Below are 21,323 nucleotides of genomic sequence, written 5' to 3'. Positions count from 1 at the left end.
GGAGCCGACGTACCAGTCTGCCAGGACTGGGGCCATCCCCCAAAACGGGGGCGGGGGTTCGATATTCCCTGCGGGCCGGTGGGGGCTGGTCGCGCCGCGCGGCGGAGCCGCACATGTCGCAGCCCCGCGCCCCTACGGGGCGCTTACGACGCCCTTGGCTCCGCCGGCTGCCGTGTTTTCGGTGGCCGTCCTGGGGATCGGCTTGTCGGCCTTCAGGGCCGCCCATACCTGCTGGGCCTTGGTCTCCTCCACCAGGACCCGGTTGCCGTCGGCCGGGTCGTACTGGACGGGCATCGTGACCATGTTCATGTGGGCCGGGGTGATGTTCTTCAGGCCGGCGGCGAAGGACATCAGCTTGTTCACCGAGCCGAGGCCAGTGTCGGTGGTCACCGTCTTGGTGGCGGTGTCGGCGAGGTCGACGAGCTTCTTGGGGTTGGTGAGGACGCCGATGTCCTTGACCCGCTCCACCAGGGCCTTGACGAACGCCTGCTGGAGCTGGATGCGGCCGAGGTCGGAGCCGTCGCCGACGCCGTGCCGGGTGCGGACCAGGCCGAGGGCCTGCTCGCCGTCGAGGGTGTGGGTGCCGGCCTTGAGGTCGAGGTGGCTGTCGGGGTCGGAGATGTCCTGCGTGGTGGTGATCTCGACGCCGCCCAGTTCGTCGATGAGCTGCTGGAAGCCGCTGAAGTCGACCTCCAGGTAGTGGTCCATGCGCAGGCCGCTCAGCGACTCGACGGTCTTGACGGCGCAGGCGGCGCCGCCGGTGGCGTACGCGGAGTTGAACATCACGCCGCTCGCGGCGTCGTGCACCGTGCCGGAGGTGTCGGTGCACTCGGGGCGGTCGACGATGGTGTCGCGCGGGACGGAGACCACGCTGGCCTTCTTGTGGCCCTCGTAGACGTGCACGACCATCGCGGTGTCGGAGCGGGCAGTGCCGTCGTCGGTGCCGCCGCCGACCTTGTCGTTGCCGTCGGCGCGGGTGTCGGAGCCGAGGACGAGGATGTTCTGGGAGCCGTTGTCGGCCTTGGCCGGCCGGTCGGTGCCGAGGGCCTGGTCGATGTCGACGCTCTTGAGGTTGCCGTTCAGCTTGAAGTAGAGGTAGCCGGCGCCGCTGCCGCCCAGGACGACGATGCCCGCCGTGGTCCAGGCCGCGACCAGCAGGCCCTTGCGCCGTCCGCTGCGGGGCTTGCGGCGGCGTCCCTTGCCCCGGTGGCGCGGCCCGCTGGTGCCGGCCTCCCCCGGTATGCCGGGTTCCGGCGTGCGCTCGGCAGACATGTGCTCCTCGACTCTCGTGCGGCGGCTGTACCCCCTGCTGTCGGTGCCGGGTCTTCTCTACGGCACCATCGTCACCCCGTTCGGCCAGACGGAGAAACCCGGGCAAGGGTTGCACGGGGCACTGTGCGCGAGCTGTGCCGTGCCGGTGACCGTGCGTGGCCGGACTCGTCGGCAGACCCACTGCTGACCTGGGCTTTCTCCCGTGTCGGGCGGTCTGCTCGTCCTGCGGACGGACACGCTCCGTGTGGGAAAGGTCTCCCGGACCCGCACATGCGGAAGGCCGCCCCCCGTGGTGCGGGAGCGGCCTTCGCTGCTGGTGCGACAGGTGACCTCAGTCGCCGTTGCCGGGCGTCGGGGTCGTCTTCTGGATCTGGAGCAGGAACTCGGCGTTCGACTTCGTCTGCTTCATCTTGTCGAGGAGCAGCTCGATCGCCTGCTGGGAGTCGAGCGCGTGCAGCACCCGGCGCAGCTTCCAGACGATGCCCAGCTCCTCGCCGCCCAGCAGGATCTCCTCCTTGCGGGTGCCGGACGCGTCGACGTCCACCGCGGGGAAGATGCGCTTGTCGGCGAGCTTCCGGTCGAGCTTGAGCTCCATGTTGCCGGTGCCCTTGAACTCCTCGAAGATCACCTCGTCCATGCGGGACCCGGTGTCGACGAGCGCGGTGGCGAGGATGGTCAGCGAGCCGCCGTCCTCGATGTTGCGCGCGGCGCCGAAGAAGCGCTTGGGCGGGTACAGGGCGGTCGAGTCGACACCACCGGAGAGGATGCGGCCGGAGGCCGGGGCGGCGAGGTTGTACGCACGGCCCAGACGCGTGATCGAGTCGAGCAGCACGACCACGTCGTGACCCAGCTCGACGAGGCGCTTGGCACGCTCGATGGCCAGCTCGGCGACGGTGGTGTGGTCCTCGGCCGGGCGGTCGAAGGTCGAGGAGATGACCTCGCCCTTCACCGACCGCTGCATGTCGGTGACCTCTTCCGGACGCTCGTCGACGAGGACGACCATCAGGTGGCACTCGGGGTTGTTGTGCGTGATGGCGTTGGCGACCGCCTGCATGATCATGGTCTTGCCGGTCTTCGGCGGGGCCACGATCAGACCGCGCTGGCCCTTGCCGATCGGCGACACGAGGTCGATGATCCGCGTGGTCAGCACGCCCGGGTCCGTCTCCAGGCGGAGGCGGTCCTGCGGGTACAGCGGGGTGAGCTTGTTGAACTCCGGTCGTCCGCGGCCGTGTTCGGGCGCCATGCCGTTGACGGAGTCGAGGCGGACCAGCGCGTTGAACTTCTCGCGCCGCTCGCCCTCCTTCGGCTGGCGGACCGCGCCGGTGATGTGGTCGCCCTTGCGCAGGCCGTTCTTGCGGACCTGGGCGAGGGAGACGTACACGTCGTTGGGGCCCGGCAGGTAGCCGGAGGTGCGGATGAACGCGTAGTTGTCGAGGATGTCGAGGATGCCCGCGACCGGGATCAGGACGTCGTCCTCGGTGATCTGCGGCTCGGCGGCGATGTCGTCGCGTCCGCGACGGCCCCGGCGGTCGCGGTAGCGCCCGCGACGGCCGCGCCGGCCGCCCGCGTCGTCGTCGTAGCCGTCGTCCTGCGGACCGTTGTTGCGGTCCTGGCGTCCGCCGCCCTGCTGCTGGCGCTGCTGGCCGCCGCCCTGGTTCTGCTGGTCGTCGCCCTTGTTGCGGCGGTCCCGGTCACGGTCCCGGCCGCGCTCGCGGCGGTCGCGGCGGCGGCCCTCGCCACCGTCGGCGTCGGACCGGCCGTCGCCCTGGTGCTGCTGACCGCCCTGGTGCTGGTTGTTCTGCTGCGACCGGTCGGACGTGGCGTCCTTGGGCTCGGTCCTGGCCTCGGCGGCGACCGTCTCGGTCGCGGCGGCCGGGCTGCCGGCGTCGGCGGTGGCGCGGCGCCGGCCGCGGCCTGCGGGGGCCTCGTCGGCGGCGGGCTGCCCCGGGATCTCGATCTGCTGCTGGGACGACGCGGCCTTCTCGGCGGAGTCGGTGGCCTTGGCCGCCTTCTTCTCGGCCTTGTCGGCCTTGTCCGGCTTGCCGGCGGCGGAGCCCTCGTCGCCCGTACGGGTCCGGGAGGTGGCGCGGCGCTTCGGCTTGCTCTCGGCGGCGCCGTCCGCGGCCTTGGCGGGAGCCCCGCCCGCGGCCTGCGCTTCCTTGATGACCTCGATCAGCTGGCTCTTGCGCATCCGCGCGGTGCCCCTGATGCCCAGGCCGGAGGCGACCTGCTGCAGCTCGGCCAGCACCATGCCCTCGAGGCCGGTACCGCGGCGCCGCCGGGAGCCGGCACCGCTGGCAGGCGCGGAGGCGTCCGTGGCGGGCGCGGCAGCGGTCTCCTCGACACGTGCGCCCATCAGATCGGTGGTGTCGCTCACGAAGGGTCCTTCCCTGGAGCGGACGTCGGCCTGTCTGGCTCGGCGACCGGTTGTGCTGTCCGGCTTCGGTCCTTGCTGTGCGAACCGTGCCGGGGCGGTGGTCCGCCCAATCGGCGGAAGAGATATCTGGTGATGGCGCTTCCCCTGGCCGTGGCACCCGGTGTCTGTGTCAGGTGGCCTGGTCGCGCCGGTTCCGGAGCGTTTCCGGACCGCTCAGTGTCGATGGACGCCGTACTGCCCGCGTACGGCGCTCACCGCACAAGGCGGTTTGGGGGGCTCCCGGAAGAATGTCTGTCCCGGACGGGGACACGAGGCACCTCGCCATGGTGGCGCCGGGTGCAGACTTGAGATTAACACTACCGGATCCAACAAATATTCCCCCTCTCGAAATCCGGCAACCGTGCGCGTCTAAACGTCATGGGAGGGCGCGAGCGGGAGCACGCAGGCTCCCTTGAGGTCCAGGCTCAGCCGGTTCGCGGCCCAGTCCCCGCCCGCCAGCGCCTCGACCTTGTCGGCGGTGCCGGCGTCGGCCAGCGCCATGACCGTGGGTCCGGCGCCGGAGATCACCGCGGGGATGCCGTCGCCCCGCAGCCGCTCCACCAGCGCCGCGCTCTCCGGCATGGCCGGCGCGCGGTACTCCTGGTGGAGGCGGTCCTCGGTGGCCGGCAGCAGCAGCTCGGGACGCCTGGTCAGGGCCTCGACGAGCAGCGCGGCGCGGCCGGCGTTGGCGGCGGCGTCGACGTGCGGGACGGAGCGCGGGAGCAGTCCGCGCGCCGTTTCCGTGAGTACCGGCTTCCCCGGTACGAAAACCACCGGAACGATGGAATCGGCGGGCTCCATCCTGATCGCGCGGGCGGCGCCGCTCTCCAGCCAGGACAGGGTGAAGCCGCCCAGCAGACAGGCCGCGACGTTGTCGGGGTGGCCCTCGATCTCGGTGGCGAGGTCGAGCAGCGCGGCGTCGTCGAGACGGGACTCGCCGCCTATCGTCACCGCGCGCGCCGCGACGATGCCGGCGCAGATGGCGGCGGAGGAGGAACCCAGGCCGCGGCCGTGCGGAATGCGGTTGGCGCAGACGATCTCCAGGCCGCGCGGCTGTCCGCCCAGCAGATCGAAGGCGGTGCGCAGGGAGCGTACGAGCAGGTGTTTCTCGTCGCGCGGCAGCGTCTCGCTGCCTTCCCCCGCGATGTCGATGTGCAGCCCGGAGTCGGCCACCCGGACGACCACGTCGTCGTAGAGCCCCAGGGCCAGGCCGAGGGCGTCGAAGCCCGGACCGAGGTTGGCGCTGGTGGCGGGGACGCGCACCCGGACGGCGGCGGCGCGGAAGGCGGGACCGGCCATCGCTCGTTGACTCTCCTTGAGCTGCGTGATGGTCGAATGGCTGTCGATGTCAGTGACTTTCGATGTCTCTTGACCTTCGTTGTCGCATGACCGTCGATGAACATCCGATGACGTACGGGAACCCGGGGCCGCCGCTTCCTCCCGGACGGGCGACCGCACCCCCGGCCGCTTCCGTCCGCTTTCCGGCCGCGGAGACGGCGCGGCACCGCGGCATATGCGGCGGGCGGGTTCGGTACAGCCTATCGAAGGAAGGTTCTGTGACGACATAGGGCGCACAGGAGGCGCACGATGCGTGTCGCAAGCCCCCCGTGCAACCCCCCGCTTCCGGGGCCCCGCGAGGGGCCCGTCAGGACACTTCCCCGGCGCGCGGCGCTTACGCCTGCCACGCCGGGGAGACGGGTGTCCTGTCGTGCTGCGGCCTCAGACCAGGCCGAGCCGCTCGGCCGCCGTCGCCGCGTCGACCGGGACGGTGACGGGCTGCGGGGCGCCGGCGACGGCCCAGTCGGGGTCCTTCAGACCGTTGCCGGTGACGGTGCACACGATCTTCTGCCCCGGGTCGACCTTGCCCTGCTCGGCGGCCTTCAGCAGACCGGCGACCGACGCGGCCGAGGCGGGCTCGACGAAGACGCCCTCCTGGGAGGCCAACAGCCGGTAGGCGCGCAGGATCTCACGGTCCGTCACCTCGTCGATGGCGCCGCCGGACTCGTCCCGGGCGGCGAGCGCGAAGTCCCAGGAGGCCGGGTTGCCGATCCGGATGGCGGTGGCGATGGTGGACGGGTCCTTGACGACCTCGCCGCGCACGATGGGCGCGGAGCCGGAGGCCTGGAACCCCCACATGCGGGGCGTCCTCGTGCTGATCCCGTCGGCGGCGTACTCCTTGTACCCCTTCCAGTACGCGGTGATGTTGCCCGCGTTGCCGACCGGGAGGACGTGGATGTCGGGCGCGTCGCCGAGCATGTCGACGATCTCGAAGGCGGCGGTCTTCTGCCCCTCGATCCGCACCGGATTGACCGAATTGACCAGCGCGACGGGGTAGTTGTCGCTGAGCGCGCGGGCAAGCGTCAGACAGTCGTCGAAGTTGCCGTCGACCTGGAGGATCTTGGCGCCGTGCACGAGCGCCTGGCCCATCTTGCCGAGCGCGATCTTGCCCTGCGGCACGAGGACGGCGGACACCATCCCGGCCCGCACCCCGTACGCGGCGGCGGAGGCGGACGTATTGCCGGTGGAGGCGCAGATGACAGCCTGCGCCCCCTCCTCCTTCGCCTTGCTGATGGCCATGGTCATGCCCCGGTCCTTGAAGGACCCGGTGGGGTTGGCGCCCTCCACCTTGAGGTGGACCTCGCAGCCCGTGCGCTCGGAGAGCACCTGCGCGGGCACGAGCGGCGTGCCGCCCTCGCGGAGCGTCACGACGGGCGTGCTGTCGGAGACGGGCAGCCGGTCCCGGTACTCCTCGATGATTCCGCGCCACTGGTGGGTCATTGCTGGTTACTCTCCTTCAACCCGCATGATGCTGGCGACACCCCGCACGGTGTCGAGCTTGCGCAACGCCTCGACGGTGCCGCCGAGGGCGGCGTCGGACGCGCGGTGGGTGACGACGACGAGAGAGGCCTCGCCGTCCTTCCCGGACTGCCGGACGGTGTCGATCGACACCCCGTGCTCGGCGAACACCGTGGCCACCTGGGCGAGCACGCCCGGCTTGTCGGCGACGTCGAGACTGATGTGGTACCGCGTGACGACCTCGCCCATGGGCGAGACGGGCAGCGCGGCGTACGCGGACTCACCGGGCCCGCGCCCGCCGCCGAGCCGGTTGCGGCAGACGGCGACGAGGTCGCCGAGGACGGCGGAGGCGGTCGGCGCACCGCCGGCGCCGGGCCCGTAGAACATGAGCTGCCCGGCGGCGTCGGACTCCACGAACACCGCGTTGTACGCCCCGCGCACATTGGCCAGCGGGTGACTGAGCGGAATCATGGCGGGGTGCACGCGGGCCGTGACCGACCCCCCGTCGGCCGCCCGCTCGCAGATGGCGAGGAGCTTGATGGTGCACCCCATCTCCTTGGCGGAGGCGAAGTCGGCGGCGGTGACCTCGGTCATGCCCTCGCGGTGCACGTCGTCGAGGCGTACGCGGGTGTGGAAGGCGATCCCGGCGAGGATGGCCGCCTTGGCGGCGGCGTCGAACCCTTCCACGTCAGCCGTCGGATCGGCCTCCGCGTACCCCAGCGCGGTGGCCTCGTCGAGCGCCTCCTGGTACCCGGCGCCGGTGGTGTCCATGGCGTCGAGGATGAAGTTGGTCGTCCCGTTGACGATCCCGAGCACCCGGTTGACCTTGTCCCCGGCGAGGGACTCGCGCAGCGGCCGGATCAGCGGGATGGCGCCGGCGACGGCGGCCTCGTAGTAGAGGTCCTTCTCGTTGGCGTCCGCGGCGGCGTGCAGGGCGGCGCCGTCCTGGGCGATGAGCGCCTTGTTGGCGGAGACGACGGAGGCACCGTGCTCGAAGGCGGTGGTGATGAGCGTCCGGGCGGGCTCGATACCCCCGATCACCTCCACCACCACATCGATGTCCCCGCGCTTGACGAGGGCGGTCGCGTCGGTGGTCACGAGGGCCGGGTCGATGCCGGCCCGCACCCGGTCGGGCCGCCGTACCGCGACACCCGCCAGCTCCAGGGGCGCCCCGATCCGGGCGGCGAGGTCGTCGGCGTGCGTCGTCATGATGCGCGCCACCTCTGAGCCGACCACTCCACAGCCCAGCAGCGCCACTTTCAGCGGACGCGTACGCATCATCCGACCTCGTTTCCTCATACCGTATGCGGTGGAACCAGTCTCACTCACCGGACGGGACTTTCTGCCCTTCGTCCGGATCGTGAGACATTTATTTCATTTGCGGGGGCCGGTAGACGTGAAGATCTCCGGCCCTCTTTGGTTTTGCCGCGCTGCTCATCCGACGTCGAGGCGCAGCAGGTCCTCCTCGGTCTCCCGCCGGACGATGACCCGCGACGCACCGTCCCGGACGGCGATGACGGGCGGCCGGAGCACGTGGTTGTAGTTGCTGGCCATGGACCGGCAGTACGCCCCGGTCGCGGGTACGGCGATCAGGTCACCGGGGGCCAGGTCGCCCGGCAGGAACGCGTCCTTGACCACGATGTCCCCGCTCTCGCAGTGCTTGCCGACGACGCGGGCGAGCATCGGCTCGGCGTCGGAGGCGCGGGAGACGAGGGCGACGCTGTATTCGGCGTCGTAGAGCGCGGTGCGGATGTTGTCCGACATGCCGCCGTCGACGGAGACGTACGTACGCAGCCCGTCGAGCGGCTTGACGGTGCCGACCTCGTAGAGCGTGAAGGCGGTGGGCCCGACGATGGCCCGGCCGGGCTCGACGGAGATCCGGGGGGTGCGCAGCTTGGCGGCGTGGCACTCGCGGTCGACGATCTCGGTGAGCGCCTTGGCGATCTCGTGCGGCTCGCGGGGATCGTCGTCACTGGTGTACGCGATCCCGAGCCCGCCGCCGAGGTCGATCTCGGGCAGCTCGACCCCGTGCTCGTCGCGGATGTCCTTGAGCAGCCCGACGACCCGGTGCGCGGCGACCTCGAACCCGGACATGTCGAAGATCTGCGACCCGATGTGCGAGTGGATGCCGACCAGCTCCAGCCCGTCCAGCTGGAGCACCCGCCGCACGGCCTCGGCGGCCTGCCCGCCGGCCAGCGGGATGCCGAACTTCTGGTCCTCGTGCGCGGTGGCGATGAACTCGTGGGTGTGCGCCTCGACGCCGACGGTGATACGGATCTGCACCTTCTGGCGCTTGTTCAGGGATTGCGCGATGTGGGCGACGCGGACGATCTCCTGGAAGGAGTCGAGCACGATCCGCCCGACGCCGGCGCGCACGGCTCTCTCGATCTCCTGGTGCGACTTGTTGTTGCCGTGGAAGGCGATGCGGTCGGCGGGCATGCCGGCGGAGAGCGCGGTGGCGAGTTCGCCCCCGGAGCAGACGTCGAGGTTCAGCCCTTCCTCCGCCAGCCAGCGCACGACGGCCCGCGACAGGAACGCCTTTCCGGCGTAGAAGACGTCGGCGTCGTCCCCGAAGGCGCCGCGCCAGGCCCTCGCCCGGTCCCGGAAGTCGGCCTCGTCGAGGATGTAGGCGGGGGTGCCGTGCTCCTCGGCGAGCGTCTTCACGTCGACGCCGCCGACGGTGACGACACCGTCGGCGTTCCGGGCGACCGTGCGGGCCCAGACCTTGGCGTCGAGGTCGTTGAGGTCGGCGGGCGGTGCGGAGTAGTGGCCCTCGGGGAGGACGTCCGCGTGGCGGGGTCCGGCGGGGTGTGCGGAACGGCTCATGGCTCTGGTGACTCTCTCGGGTTTCTCGGGTCTCTGTGGTCTCTCGGATCAGAGATGGTCGGGCGCGTCGATGCCGAGCAGGGACAGGCCGCCGGCCAGCACCACCCCGGCGGCTTCGGCGAGCGCGAGCCGGGCACGGTGGGCGGCCGAGGGTTTCTCGTCCCCGACGGGCAGTACGGCGGGGAGCAGCGGCAGTACGGCATCGGCGACGGCGACGAGGTGCCGGGCGAGCCGGTCGGGAGCGTGGTCGCGGGCCGCGGCGGCGAGGACGCGGGGGTGGTCGGCGAGGGCGCCGGTCAGCCTTTCCGTACCCGCGCTGGTACCGGGCTCGGGGGCGAAGCCGAGGTCGGCGGCGTTGCGGAGGAGGGCGCGGGTACGGGCGTGGGCGTACCGGACGCGGAAGAGGGGGTTCGTCTCGCGCTGGGCGAGGTGCTCTCCGGCACTGGGGCGGGGCCGGTCGTGGGGGGCGGGGTGGAGCAGGGCCCAGCGTCCGGCGTCGGGGCCCAGGGCCAGTACGGCGGGGGGGTCGGTCGCGGGGACGGGGCGGATGGTGGCGTCGAGGTGCTCGGGCGTGACGTCGATGGGGGCATCACCCAGCAGCACCGCCCACTCCGACGGCGGGAGGGCCTCACAGCTGGTACGCACGGTCACCCCCTGGGCGCGCAGCAGCCGGGCGACGCTGTCCATGACGACGAGGGCGCGGAGCTCGCGGGGGCAGTGCAGCGACACCATGCCGGTGCCTGGCCCGTCGGCGTACCCGTAGCGGGGGCCGCGGCGCAGTATGTCGGCGACGAGGGCGCCGGGGGCGGCGTCACTGAGGGAGAGGTTGAGGAACCCGGGCCCGGTGACGACGATGTCGGTGATCCCGTCGACGCCGGCGAGGTAGGACCGCAGCGTTTCGGCGACCAGGCGAGGGGGCTGCCCGGCCGGCCGGGCCAGCTGCAACGCGAGGTTGCTGGCGTAGTCCCCGCATCCCCCCGGCCCCGGCGGCCCGACCACGACCCGCTCCGGAACGGTCACGGTGAGCTTCCCGTCATCGACAGCGCGACGCACCGCGTACAGCAGGGTGCGGGAGAGCTCGACGGGGGTCACGGGACCAGCGTAGGGGAGGAGGGGGGAGGGTAGGCGAACTGGTTTGGGGGGTGTTCCGGGATGTGGACGGGGGGGCTCTGCCCCTTGGTGTTGGTATTGGTGATGCGGTGCCCCGGCGCTGTGGTCGCTGCCGCTACCCGGCGCGCTTGGCCGGTGGCGGCGCGGACCCGCCCTCCGCCTCACGGCAACCGACCGCACTCCCCCGGCCGTCACCGCCCCCAGCCCCCCGCTCGGCCAGCCTCCGCACGAGCCCGACGAGCGCGGCGGGCTCGAACGGCTTGGACAGGAAGGCGTCGACGCCGGCACCGAGCCCGGCATCGACCTCGTGCTGACTGCACGCGCTGATGATGGCGAGGGGAAGATCCCGGGTCCGCGGATCGGCACGCAGCCGCCCGGCGGTGCGGAGCCCGTCGAGACGCGGCATGACGACGTCGAGGGTGATGACGTCGGGCCGCACCTGATGAACGACTTCCAGACACTCGGCACCATCGGCCGCGGTCACGACCTCGAAGCCCTCCAGCTCGAGGTTGACCCTGATCAACTGCCGGATGACCTTGTTGTCGTCGACGACAAGGACCCGGCCCGACGCGCCTGGCACACCTCGAGAGTAGGTCGGGACCGGCCATCGCGTCCGGGTTTTCCCCACTTCCACCCCGTGCGGGGAACCATCCGCCGTCCGGCTCCTCCCCCACCCCAGGAAACCCGTTCATGAACACCCCGGACGAGCTGGTAGTGTTCTACCCGTCGCCGCGAGCAACACCACCGCAGCCGACACGCCCCCGTAGCTCAGGGGATAGAGCAACGGCCTCCGGAGCCGTGTGCGCAGGTTCGAATCCTGCCGGGGGCACTTCGCAGGAAGTGCCTAAAGACCCCGCCATCAGCGAGTTCGCTGGAGTCGGGGTCTTCGCGTATGTGCAGGCGGATGCCGCCGAAAGCAGTCGTTTGCCAGTGATCACGTAATGACGACGTAATGATCTTGGGCGTCGTTCGCGCAGGTGGGGCGCCGTTTCCGGACTGCCCGCGCGGACGCGGCGGAGGCCCTGGAGCACGACACCGCCCCAGGGCCTCCGAGTCAGGCGCGTACGCCTCTCACGGCATGCCGTCGTCCTCCCCCAGACCTTGCATGATCCGGTCGTTCATCTCCGCCTCCTGGCCGTCGATGCACTTGGCGTAGATCTTGAGGAGCACGTCCACCGAGTGCCCGGCCCGAGCTGCCACCTCCGGTGCGGGGACGCCGGAGTTGAGCCACTGGGACACTCCGGCGTGCCGGAGGTCGTAGGGGCGGGCCGCCATCACGGACCCGACCTGATGTGGCAGGAGAGCCAGTTCCCGCGCTTGCTTCCACACGCGGGAGTACGAGGACGCGGCGATGACGTTGCCCCGCTCGCTGGAGAACAGCCGACCGTCTTCCGCCGTGCCGAACTCCTTGACGTGGTCGAGGAGCAGGCGGACGAGTGGGGGCGGGATGGGGACCGTCCGTACTTCGCCCGCTTCCCGTTGCTTGAGGCCCCGGCGGTCGTGCGCTTCCCCGGAGTCCGTCCACGCCTTACCGGCTGTGGGCCGTGTCTCCGCCAGTTCGATACGGCCCCATCCCTTCTCCGGGAGCGTGCAGTCCGACCGGCGCAGGCCCAGCGCTTCACCGGGCCGCATGGCCGCGTAGTACAGGCAACCGAAGAACGCCCGCAGCCGTCGACCGCTCGCCCGGTCGTAGCCACCGACGTAGGTGAGGGCGGTCAGCAGCTCCCGTGCCTGCCGGGGGTTGACCACCACCCGCCGGTCGACTTCCTGCACGGCCCGTTTGCCTCGCTTCCTGCGCACCTGGGAGAGCGGGTTGGCGTTCAGGGCACCCAGTTCGACCGCGTACTGCAACACGTTGAAGACCACCGCCCGGCGACGCCGGTAGGTCTGTGTCGCGGCCGGCTTGCCGTCGAGGCGACGGGTCAGGGCGTCCACCAAGTCCTGTGCGCGGCTCCCTTCCGACAGTTCCGCCACCGGGAGGGACGCCTTGGACAGCCACGTCAGTGCGGCGGCGATCTCCTTGGGGCGCTCCCTCTCCCGGCGAGGAGGAGGCAGCAGGTAGGACCGTGCCGCGCGGCGCAGGACCGCGGGCGTCGGCCGTCCGCGCACAGCCTTGACGGGCACCGCCAGGACGGTGGAGAGCGCATCGGTCATGCTGTCGCGTTGCTTCGCCGACGCCTCCGCCCACCGGGCATCCAGGTACTTCACCGCCAGCTCTACGAAGCTGAGCGCGATCTTGCCGCCCCGGAGGGAGTCGGGCAGCCCGGTCACGGTGTCGAAGGCTTCGCCCTTGTCGGCGGCGCGTAGGAGCTTGGCGCGGAAGCGGTCGGCGAGAGCCTTGGTCCTGTGCGACTCGTGGAAGGGCACGCCGTCGACCGACCAGCGCACGAGGTGGGTCGGCTTCTTGGCGGACCGGTTGACGCTCAGCTTCCAGATGACGACCTTGTACGACTTCACCGGATACCACCGCCCGTGTCCTCCGCGCGCTCCTCCACCCACGCGTCGAGCGCGTCACGCCGGACCCGGAGTTCGCCGTTCGGGAGCCGGATGCAGGCGGGGGCGAGGTGGAGTTCACGCCAGCGGTAGAAGGTGCGGCGGGAGACGCCGCCTAGTTCCTCCAGCACTTGGCGCACGGTGAGCAGCTCGATGCCGGTCCGGTCACGCGCCACGGGGAACACCGTCCTCCCGTACCGAGGCCGCGAGGAGGGCGGCTTCCGGGGAGTAGCCGCGTCCGGCGTACCGCCACTGACCGACATAGGCCACGGGATGGCCCTCCAGGCCCAAGGCGGCGCGCTGCTCCTGGGCGCGGTGCTCGGCGCGGGCCCGGCGGAGTTCGCCGAGGGTGGTCGAGTAGCGGCGGGACTTGGTGGAGAAGTGGCCGCCGTAGCCGAGCATGTGCGCCCAGCGGCGCAGGCCGAGGCCCGCGAAGGCGGGGAGGCCGCCGAGCCACCAGCACGTACCGATCATGCGCAGCACGTGCGCCCGCACCGGCAGAAGGACCATTTCTCGGGCCGACCGGATACGTCCGTCGACCGCGCCGGCCGTCTCGGCGCCCTTGGTGGCGTACTTGGCGATGTACCCGGCCACCGCGCCCGACGCAGGCCGCTCCCCCGCAGGTGAGGCAGCGACCGGGCGTACGTCGACCTGAGTGCCGAAGCGCAGCACACGCATCCCGACGACCGCCGAGCCAGGCGCCTGGGAGTGGACCCGGGCGACGGCCGCAGGGACGGCATCGGCGAGCAGAGCGGCGCTCGCCCAGGAGGGCGGTGGCGAGTCCGGCCCGTCCGGGCCGTCGAGGCGGACCACGGCATGGAAGTGGACCAGGCCGCGCCGCTGGTACTCGGCGACCTTCGCGTACGAGAGCCGGGCAACGTCCGCCAGCTCGGCACGGGACAGCCCGGCCCTGCGGGCGATCTCCCGCCGCAGCTCGATGCCGAAGCGGTGCCAGAGCAAGCCGGCGCAGGACTGCCAGAGCACGGCCCCGGCGTAGTCGTAGCAGCGGGGGCAGAGGGGTTCGCCGAGGCGGGGGTCATCCGGCGCGTGCCGCTCGGAGCAGCCGAGGGGCACGCCGTGCGGGCAGTTCTTCGCATCCCGGCGGGGACGGCACGGGCGTACGCGGCCCGACTGCTCCCGGCGGGTGTGGACCGGCCCGAAGCCGGGAGCGGTGAGGGTGGCGAACACCCGGGGGTGCTCGCTCACCGAATCCGGTACCGCCTTGCCGCCGACGAGGCCGGCGCGTACGAGTTGGTAGGTGTCCGCCTGGTACACGCGGGAGCAGGCGGGGCAGACCGAGGCACGGCGGTTGCCGCAGGCGGTCAGCAGACGCCTGCCGTTCGGGTCGGAGCCGTCGACGTCGGTCAGGACTTCCCCCGTCGCCGTATCGACCAGGAAGGCGGAGCCGACGAGGTGGACCGGGTTGGTGCAGCCGCCGAGGCGGATGACGGAACGGCGCCAGTCGGGGAAGTCGGGCCGGGCCGCACGGTCCAGCAGCGCGGCCACGGTGGGCGGGAGCGGCGGCGGCACGTTCATCGGCGCCCTCCGTTCCCGGGGCCGAAGGCGTACCCCATGACGGCGGCGATGGTCTCCGGTCGGGTCTTGGCACTGAACCGGTACGTCGGGTCCGTCAGCCAGACCGCTGCGGCGTGGCCGGGGCAGAGGCGGCGTTCGGTGTTGTCGAGGGCTACCAGGACGACCGGTTCGTGGCCGGCGCAGATGGCCGGGTGGTCGTCGGGAGCCCGGAGGTCGCAGTCCGGCGCGTGGGATTTGCGCGGACGGTGGGCGGTGGACACAGTGTGAGTGCTCCTTTCACTGCTCATGTGGCGGAGGGAGTGGGCTCCTGGCGGGGTCGGGTTTGGCGACTTCGCGCCCCGTCGGGAGCCCGCGGAACGGGTGGTCACTGCCGGTCCTGGGGCGGAACGCCGATGACCAGGTACGAGATAGGGCCGAACTCACGGCGGGCGTCGAAGTAGCCCATGCCGATGTCGGCGACCGGGACGCCGAGCGCGGAGGCAGCGGACTCCACCCCGGCCCGGCGGGCGTCGGAGTCGTCCGCGTCGACCAGGACGGCGAAGGACGGGCGGCGCGGCACGAGGACGGTCGGGTTGGCGGTCAGGAAGTCGGTCAGCTCCCGCAGGCCGGCCAGGAAGGCGGCACGGTCACCGGAGCGGATCGTGTAGTCGGACACGGACGGATACCTTTCGTTCGGGTCGTTCGTCGGGACACGTCGCGGCGCGGTGTGGAGGGCTCAGAAGCGCATCTGTCCGAGCAGGCCGTTCACCCCGGAGAGCAGGAGCGAGACCAGCGGCGCGGCGACGGTGCGGGAGAGCAGGAAGCCGAAGGCGCCGCAGAGCAGCACGTCCAGCCAGCGCAGGTAGCGGATGCGCAGGAGGAACCAGATCGCGAGGCCGAGCAGCAGCACGGCCGAGGTGGTGACCAGCACGGTGACGCTCCTTGTCAGGCCAGGGCGGCGGACAGTTTGGGCAGTGCGGGGGTCAGGTACGCGTGGGCGGTGGCGACGGCTTCGGCGTCCGCCTCGGTGACCAGGTGGGACCGGCCTCGTTCCCAGCCGTCGCCGGAGGCGAGCACGGCGGTGCCGGCCTGTTCGGGGGTGATGGCTTGAGCGGCCTTGAGGGCGTCCGGATTGAGGTCACCGAGGGTCATTTCCGCCGTGCCGGGGTCGGCGACGCGGTGGCAGACCCGGCCGCCGAGTTGGGCTCGGAGCGCGGTGACGCCTGGCCCCAGGTCGGAGCCGACGCGCTGCCCGGCGACGACCAGGAAAACGCCGAGGGCCGCGCCAAGCTGGGCGAGCCGGATCAGGGCGGTGCCGGCCGCATGGGCTTCGTCCTTCTCGTGGCGTCCGGCGACGAGGAAGAGTTCCGCGATCTCGTCCACGATGACGACGACCGGGACCGGTCGTTCCTTCTCCGGGAGGCCCCATATGTTGCGGACCCCGGCGGTGCGGCAGACCGTCATGCGGGCAAGGGTGAGGTCCACCAGCGCGGACAGCAGCCGTACCGCCTGTGCCCGGTCAGTCGCGAGGGCGGAGAGGCGGGGGCCGTAGAGGGACAGTTCCATCCCGCCCTTGCAGTCGATGCCGACGAGGGCGACCGGTTGCGGGGCGAGTCCGGCGACGAGGGCGTGGATCAGCGTGGACTTGCCGGAGCGCGTGGCGCCGACGATCAGCCAGTGCGGGATGCGGCCGAGGTCGATGACCCAGGACGCCCCGGTTTCCAGCGTCCCGACGACGACCCGCAGCAGTCGCCCCGGCCCCCGGGTGCGGGGTGCCCGAGGTGCGGCGAGTGGATCGGCGTACTGGGCGGCGATCCGTACGACGCCGGGCCGTAGGGAGGTGACGCGGACCGCGTGAACCTGCCAGTCCTCCGCCATAGCGGGGGCCGCCTTCACGAAGTCGTCGGGCAACTGCCCCGGCAGCAGCCGCGCCACGAGTTCGAAGCCTGCCGCCGTCGGTCGGATGAACCCATGCCGGGGGACGCGCGGTTGGGGCGGAGGAGCGCCGTTCCCGACGAGCCCGGACACCACGGTCAGCGCCGGGCGACGGCTCACGGCAAGCCCGCACCCGGCCATCAGCGCCCGCCAGGTACGGGCGACGCGGAAGGCGGACGCCGGGTAACCGAGTAACAACCACCAGGCCGCCGGGGACCTCCGGCGCAGCGCCGGGCCCACGATCAGCAGGCCCGACACCACGACGGCGGCGACCACGAGAAACCACCCCGGCCAGGTGACCCCGACCGACGGGTCGGAGGACGCCAGGATCATCACTGTCCGGCCCCCTTGGCGGCGGAAGCCGCGTGGAGGGGACGGATCTCGGCGGCGCGGTAGGCGATGCCGTGCCGTCCCTCGTTCTCCCAGGGAACGGCGACCAGGTCCCGCACGGTGACGGGGGTGCCGACCTGCACGCCGGACGGCTCACCGGGGACGCTCACGTTCACCACGTCCGCCGAGGTGCCGGCCATCAGGCACAGACCCACCTGGTACAGCGTCTTGCCGGTGTCACGGTCGACCCGCACCTGCCCGGACTCACGGTTCACGAGCCGCGGAGCCGGGGGCACGGCGCAGATGATCCCCGTGTACTTCGCGGTGTCGATCGGAAGGGTTGCCACAGTTCTGGACTCCTCACATCTGAATGACGAGCAACCGCAGGACAGCCCTACGGATTGCTAGACCACCCGTAGTACGGGTGGCGTGGGTCCAGATTGGCGACCCGTAGTACGGGTTGTCAACCGGGTTGGGGATGGGAGAAGCTGTCCACGTTCGTGGATGGAGCGTTCACGACGACGAGCAGGCCGCAGAGGCCAAGGCCACGGAGGACAGGGCATGCCGCCGAAGAACACGCAGCCGAAGTACCGGCAGATTGCCGACTACCTGCGCGAAGGCATCCTTGACGGCACCTTCCCCGCCGGCCAGCCGCTCCCGTCGGAGGAAGCGTTGGCCAAGCAGTTCGGCGTGACACGCCCCACAGTCCGTCAGGGACTCACCGAGCTACGGGCATCCGGCCTGGTCGAGGCCATCATGGGCCGGGGCACGTTCGCCCGCTCCCCCCACAACCGCCCCAGCTTCACCTACCCCCGGGGCGTTCGCCTCTCGCCCGACGGTCAGTACACAGAGGCTGACGGCATCCGCTGGGCCGACGCCGAGAAGCCCACGGCCACCCGCACGGACGCCCCCCTCGCACTCGCCGACCTGCTGCGCATCCCGCCGGGGGAGCCACTGTTCACGTACGACGCGTTGCAGACCGCGGACCAGGGCCGCCTACGCCAACTGCACCGCACCTACGTGCCGTTCTCGGTGCTCCTCGGCACCAAGTACGAGGAAACGCCCCCGCCGCCGGCTCCGCAGCTCTACAACGCCCTGGCCGAGTTGGGCCACGAGCTGCACTTCACGGAGTATGTCCGCACACGCATGCCCCTGCCGGACCAGGCCCAGGCGCTCCGGCTTGCCGACGGGGTGCCCCTGCTGCATGTCTTGCGGGTGACGCTCACGGCCGCTGACAAGCCGCTTGCCCTGGAGGAGTTCCACCTTCCGGGGCATGACTTGGAGCTTGCGTTCCGGCTGTAACGGCAGTTCCAGGAGCAGCGTTGCGGTTCAGACTTTCTCTACTTCATCAAGGCGGCTCGCTCCGCTCGCCACGCGCGGCCCGGCCCCCGGCCGGGCCTGCGCTCCTGTCTCCGCCCCGCTCCAGCCCGGCCGGCGCCCGTGCCGCGCAAAGCAAGCAGCCGTTTGAAACCGGGGAGGTGTGTCGTGCAACTCTAGACGTGGCCGGAGCCTATGTGGACCACAATGACACGTCTCAAACCCGTTCTGCCGTTCTGGTAAGGGCACTCAACCCACCTACGAAACACGAGGCAAAAAGAGTCAACCCGTTGTCAGGTTGCGTTATTCGCAATTTCGCGCCTAAGAGGAACCCACCGAACCATCGCATCCCAAGATTGCAGCACGTCCGCTAACGCTTCCATCGTATACACATCTTCCGGCCCAAGCGCACTGCTCAATACAAGAAGAACACCACCGCTCTGGCCTACCAGCGTAAGGAACTCTCTTGTCGCAGGAGCTGACCAAACCTGGTGTAGCGCCGCCACCGCCACCTCCTCCTCGCCCACAAAAGCCAATGCACTGGAGTCGACGTTTTTGGATGGGAAGCCAGACCATAGAGGCCGCAGGTCGAGAGCTGAACTCAAGACCGAATGAGGTCCGTACTGACTGGTTGCCTGCCAGGTTTGATCGTCATTCATGACGAACTGAGCTTCCTCAAAGGAGGGATTCACAAACAGTGCAGGGATGACATGGGAAGCATCCTTACCTATTACCACCGGAGCACTTGCAGATTTCCAACTGATACCCACATCTTTAGCAATAGAGATTGAGGCGGAGTCATTCCAATGCGGAAATCTACACAAACCGAAGTGGAAAATCTTCGCATCAGCATGAGTGCGCATGTCGTCGACATAAAGGGCAGGAACTCCCCCGCCTAGCGGATATCCACAGTCGAGACAATCACCCGCCCAGAGTGTCTGCATCAGTAGGCGAACTTGCTCTTCCCCGACCTTGTCGAGAGTCTCCCAACTCACCGCTAGGTGTCTCAGCCCTGGAAAATCAACTGGAGCTTCAAATAGAGCCCAGTCTATTTCACATCCATTGTTCCGTGCCCGCTCCCACCACTTCCGCCCGAGGTCAACGTTTCCAAAGGAATAGGCTGTCACGCCAGCCATCAAAGAGCCGAGTGGATCCCCTAGGGTTCCCTGCTTTACTGCTTCACTATAGGCTTTAGCTACATAAGCATTAGCCGTTTCGTGGTCTTTCTTCCTTAGCAACACACCTGCGTAAGAAAGTGTCGCAAACGGTATCTCTCCATCTGCCGCAACTTTAAGCGCCTCTATTGACTCGTCCGACTGCCACTTTGCCCTCAACCACTCAGCATAGTGAAACGCGCTTCCTGGATCACCAGCCTCGGTCCCGCGCTTCCAGAGTTCCACCGCTTTATCTCGGTTGCCAAGTCTCTCGTATACCACGCCGAGAGCGCCGACTGATTGCAGTTCGCCGCGTTCAATAGCAAGCGTGTACCACTCACGCGCACCGTGGAGGTCATCCTTGAGTGCGCACAATACCCCCAGATTATGAGTGCCTGTCGAGTCACCAAGCTTCGAAGCGCGCGCGAAGTATCGCCTAGCGTCTTCCCAATTCTTTTCCGATACCTCAAGAGCCCCAAGGATATTCAAGGCTTCCTGGTCATCTGCTTGCACGAGAGGAACAAGCGCATTTTTTGCTACATCCAGTTGGCCGGCGCTCCGAGCCACCATTGCTACCAGGCTACGGCGAGAGTTATCTACAACACGCAATGCCTCATCCCAGACTAGATCAGGAAGCTCGTCGGGGCCAGAGCGGCGTGCAATGTCAGATACCAAGTAATCAAATGGCTTGTATGTTTCTCCCTTACTTGGCACTAGAGGACCGGTAACCCCCAACACAACATCAGTTGCCCAGTTCCACGCATCATCCAACCCTTCGGGCCTTAGAGCCGGACCGCCCGCCTGCTCCAAGTAGTGCTCGTGCAGTCGCTCGAGCGCTGCACGAGGCAAGGAAGACCCAACCCCGGTACGTGTGAGATCTACTGCGGCTGCAACAAGCGCCGCCCCACGCGGATTTCCTCTCACTCTAAAAGCGGATCGCCACATCTTGAGCACTTGAGGGCCTGCCGCCAAATATTCCGCGACTCCGTAAGCTCTATCTGCTTCCAAAGCGTTAGCAATTCGTGGGTCCTCGCTGAGGGAAGCCCTTTGCCGCTCGATAGGGTCCCAAATGCGCTCAACAGTGATGTGGCGTGCCGCACGGAGAACCCGACCTGGGGAAGATGGCAATTGGGTGCCGCTTCCTCGGGTGGCGAACTTGCGGCTTCTGTCATCCGTGTATTGCTCGTAAAATTCTGTTCGAATCGTAGCAAGTACGACAAGCCGGCGACTAGTTAGCCCGTCAAGCAACGAAGGCGTCAACCCGCCGGAGCGCAGATAGTCATGCAAATCGTCAAGCCATACCACTCGCCTGCCACCGCTCGGCACGTGCAGCAGGGAAGAGATATCTACGTCGGGGTCTGGTTTACATACTAACCAATCGCCTAAATTCCGACGCATAGCCTCGAAAAGAGCTCTAGACTTACCGGCTGCGGAGTCTCCTGATAGAAGGAGCATACCGCCTTCCCTTGCGAGCAACTCGAGATGGCTATCCAAGTCGGAATCAACACTGCGTGAAATATAGTCCACAACCGGTGGGTGCCCAGGAGAATCGGGAACCCGATGAACACCAAACCCAATCGCGTCAGCCTCGGAAACAGGGTTCCATCGAATTTCGGAGGTATTGACAGGACCGGAAATGGGAGACGGAATGCTTCTTGCGACGTCCACTAAATCAATCTGCGCCCCCGTAACTGATTGAACCGCGAGCCTGAACGACTTATCCTCGACTAGAACGTGTGCGGGAACAACTTCTACGCGCGCGTGCCCCCATTGCGTCGGGTCACCAGAGACCACACCAATTAAATATTCTCCGATGAAGGCAGCGGCGCCCGACATCCCCTGCCAAGGCGATTTAGATGCGCCAACCCCCTTGGGGGGCGCTGAATGGGAACTATCCAATACATAGCGATGGCGTAAGATCGAAGCCCCGGGCTTCAAGGTTCCTACTAGCTGTTCAGTATCTGGCCTCATTCCCTCTCGCAGCGAGATGAGCGGGTAGCCGATTGCTTCACACCTCTCCCAGGCGGCCAAATCGGTTATATGACCCCACTTGAGGTCAGACTCCTGACACTTCGACACATCCGCGACTAGGTCCTTATCTGCCTCCAGTAATGCCGCGTCACACATTTCGTCATACCGGTACCAGACAATACGGCAGA

The 21,323-nt window shown here is 69.0% G+C and carries 18 protein-coding genes and 1 tRNA gene; 2 read left to right on the top strand and 17 right to left on the bottom strand.

The genetic code is table 11. The annotated features are described in order from the left end of the window. Positions 1 to 132: 132 nt before the first annotated feature. The 8 genes from J7I94_RS05930 to J7I94_RS05895 all read right to left on the bottom strand — a co-directional run bounded on the left by J7I94_RS05930 (position 133) and on the right by J7I94_RS05895 (position 11,048). Positions 133 to 1,272 carry an LCP family protein gene (locus J7I94_RS05930; RefSeq protein ID WP_215165668.1) on the bottom strand — a complete coding sequence of 380 codons (1,140 nt, stop codon included), beginning with the start codon at positions 1,270 to 1,272 and terminating at the stop codon, positions 133 to 135. 331 nt (positions 1,273 to 1,603) lie between these two features. Continuing rightward, positions 1,604 to 3,649 (bottom strand): transcription termination factor Rho, encoded by a 2,046-nt coding sequence (rho, locus tag J7I94_RS05925; protein WP_215165667.1) that lies wholly within the window; start codon positions 3,647 to 3,649, stop codon positions 1,604 to 1,606. A 408-nt stretch (positions 3,650 to 4,057) separates the two neighbouring features. Continuing rightward, positions 4,058 to 4,987 (bottom strand): homoserine kinase, encoded by a 930-nt coding sequence (gene thrB, locus J7I94_RS05920; protein ID WP_215165666.1) that lies wholly within the window; start codon positions 4,985 to 4,987, stop codon positions 4,058 to 4,060. A 420-nt stretch (positions 4,988 to 5,407) separates the two neighbouring features. Then, on the bottom strand, positions 5,408 to 6,466 hold the full coding sequence (gene thrC / locus J7I94_RS05915; protein ID WP_215165665.1) for a threonine synthase: 1,059 nt from the start codon (positions 6,464 to 6,466) through the stop codon (positions 5,408 to 5,410). 6 nt (positions 6,467 to 6,472) lie between these two features. Next, the gene (locus tag J7I94_RS05910) at positions 6,473 to 7,765 is read right to left on the bottom strand and encodes a homoserine dehydrogenase (protein ID WP_215165662.1); all 1,293 of its coding nucleotides are present in this window, start codon (positions 7,763 to 7,765) and stop codon (positions 6,473 to 6,475) included. 153 nt (positions 7,766 to 7,918) lie between these two features. Further along, complete coding sequence (lysA, locus tag J7I94_RS05905; protein ID WP_215165661.1) at positions 7,919 to 9,310, bottom strand: diaminopimelate decarboxylase; 1,392 nt, start codon at positions 9,308 to 9,310, stop codon at positions 7,919 to 7,921. 48 nt (positions 9,311 to 9,358) lie between these two features. After that, complete coding sequence (gene nrtL / locus J7I94_RS05900; protein ID WP_215165660.1) at positions 9,359 to 10,402, bottom strand: ArgS-related anticodon-binding protein NrtL; 1,044 nt, start codon at positions 10,400 to 10,402, stop codon at positions 9,359 to 9,361. A gap of 133 nt (positions 10,403 to 10,535) precedes the next feature. Continuing rightward, positions 10,536 to 11,048, bottom strand: coding sequence for a response regulator (locus J7I94_RS05895; protein ID WP_215165734.1), 513 nt, complete (start codon positions 11,046 to 11,048; stop codon positions 10,536 to 10,538). 129 nt (positions 11,049 to 11,177) lie between these two features. Between J7I94_RS05895 and J7I94_RS05890 the strand changes: the two genes are divergently transcribed. Next, a tRNA-Arg gene (locus J7I94_RS05890) sits at positions 11,178 to 11,249 on the top strand. A gap of 242 nt (positions 11,250 to 11,491) precedes the next feature. Here the strand turns inward: J7I94_RS05890 and J7I94_RS05885 are convergent. The 8 genes from J7I94_RS05885 to J7I94_RS05850 all read right to left on the bottom strand — a co-directional run bounded on the left by J7I94_RS05885 (position 11,492) and on the right by J7I94_RS05850 (position 17,040). Continuing rightward, the gene (locus tag J7I94_RS05885; RefSeq protein WP_215165659.1) at positions 11,492 to 12,877 is read right to left on the bottom strand and encodes a site-specific integrase; all 1,386 of its coding nucleotides are present in this window, start codon (positions 12,875 to 12,877) and stop codon (positions 11,492 to 11,494) included. Then, a complete protein-coding gene (locus tag J7I94_RS38145; protein ID WP_308114503.1) occupies positions 12,874 to 13,089 on the bottom strand; it encodes a helix-turn-helix domain-containing protein in 216 nt (71 codons plus the stop codon). The genes J7I94_RS05885 and J7I94_RS38145 overlap by 4 nt, the downstream gene beginning before the upstream one ends. Further along, a complete protein-coding gene (locus tag J7I94_RS05875) occupies positions 13,079 to 14,449 on the bottom strand; it encodes a replication initiator (protein WP_215165657.1) in 1,371 nt (456 codons plus the stop codon). The genes J7I94_RS38145 and J7I94_RS05875 overlap by 11 nt, the downstream gene beginning before the upstream one ends. Further along, a complete protein-coding gene (locus J7I94_RS05870) occupies positions 14,446 to 14,709 on the bottom strand; it encodes a hypothetical protein (RefSeq protein ID WP_215165656.1) in 264 nt (87 codons plus the stop codon). The genes J7I94_RS05875 and J7I94_RS05870 overlap by 4 nt, the downstream gene beginning before the upstream one ends. 104 nt (positions 14,710 to 14,813) lie before the next feature. Then, on the bottom strand, positions 14,814 to 15,104 hold the full coding sequence (locus tag J7I94_RS05865) for a hypothetical protein (protein ID WP_215165655.1): 291 nt from the start codon (positions 15,102 to 15,104) through the stop codon (positions 14,814 to 14,816). A 60-nt stretch (positions 15,105 to 15,164) separates the two neighbouring features. Beyond that, on the bottom strand, positions 15,165 to 15,359 hold the full coding sequence (locus tag J7I94_RS05860) for a hypothetical protein (protein WP_215165653.1): 195 nt from the start codon (positions 15,357 to 15,359) through the stop codon (positions 15,165 to 15,167). Positions 15,360 to 15,373: 14 nt separating this feature from the next. Beyond that, positions 15,374 to 16,696, bottom strand: coding sequence for an FtsK/SpoIIIE domain-containing protein (locus J7I94_RS05855; RefSeq protein ID WP_215165651.1), 1,323 nt, complete (start codon positions 16,694 to 16,696; stop codon positions 15,374 to 15,376). Then, the gene (locus tag J7I94_RS05850) at positions 16,696 to 17,040 is read right to left on the bottom strand and encodes a hypothetical protein (RefSeq protein ID WP_215165647.1); all 345 of its coding nucleotides are present in this window, start codon (positions 17,038 to 17,040) and stop codon (positions 16,696 to 16,698) included. The genes J7I94_RS05855 and J7I94_RS05850 overlap by 1 nt, the downstream gene beginning before the upstream one ends. A 214-nt stretch (positions 17,041 to 17,254) precedes the next feature. Between J7I94_RS05850 and J7I94_RS05845 the strand changes: the two genes are divergently transcribed. Next, on the top strand, positions 17,255 to 17,995 hold the full coding sequence (locus J7I94_RS05845) for a GntR family transcriptional regulator (RefSeq protein ID WP_215165645.1): 741 nt from the start codon (positions 17,255 to 17,257) through the stop codon (positions 17,993 to 17,995). Between the two features lie 308 nt (positions 17,996 to 18,303). Here the strand turns inward: J7I94_RS05845 and J7I94_RS38140 are convergent, their stop codons facing one another. Then, complete coding sequence (locus J7I94_RS38140) at positions 18,304 to 19,935, bottom strand: lipopolysaccharide assembly protein LapB (protein ID WP_251074714.1); 1,632 nt, start codon at positions 19,933 to 19,935, stop codon at positions 18,304 to 18,306. Positions 19,936 to 21,323: the final 1,388 nt, after the last annotated feature.

This window comes from Streptomyces sp. ISL-12 (assembly GCF_018614415.1).
Taxonomy (GTDB): Bacteria; Actinomycetota; Actinomycetes; order Streptomycetales; family Streptomycetaceae; genus Streptomyces.
The sequence above is the reverse complement of the archived record's forward strand: the minus strand, read 5'-3'. Positions and strand labels throughout refer to the sequence as shown.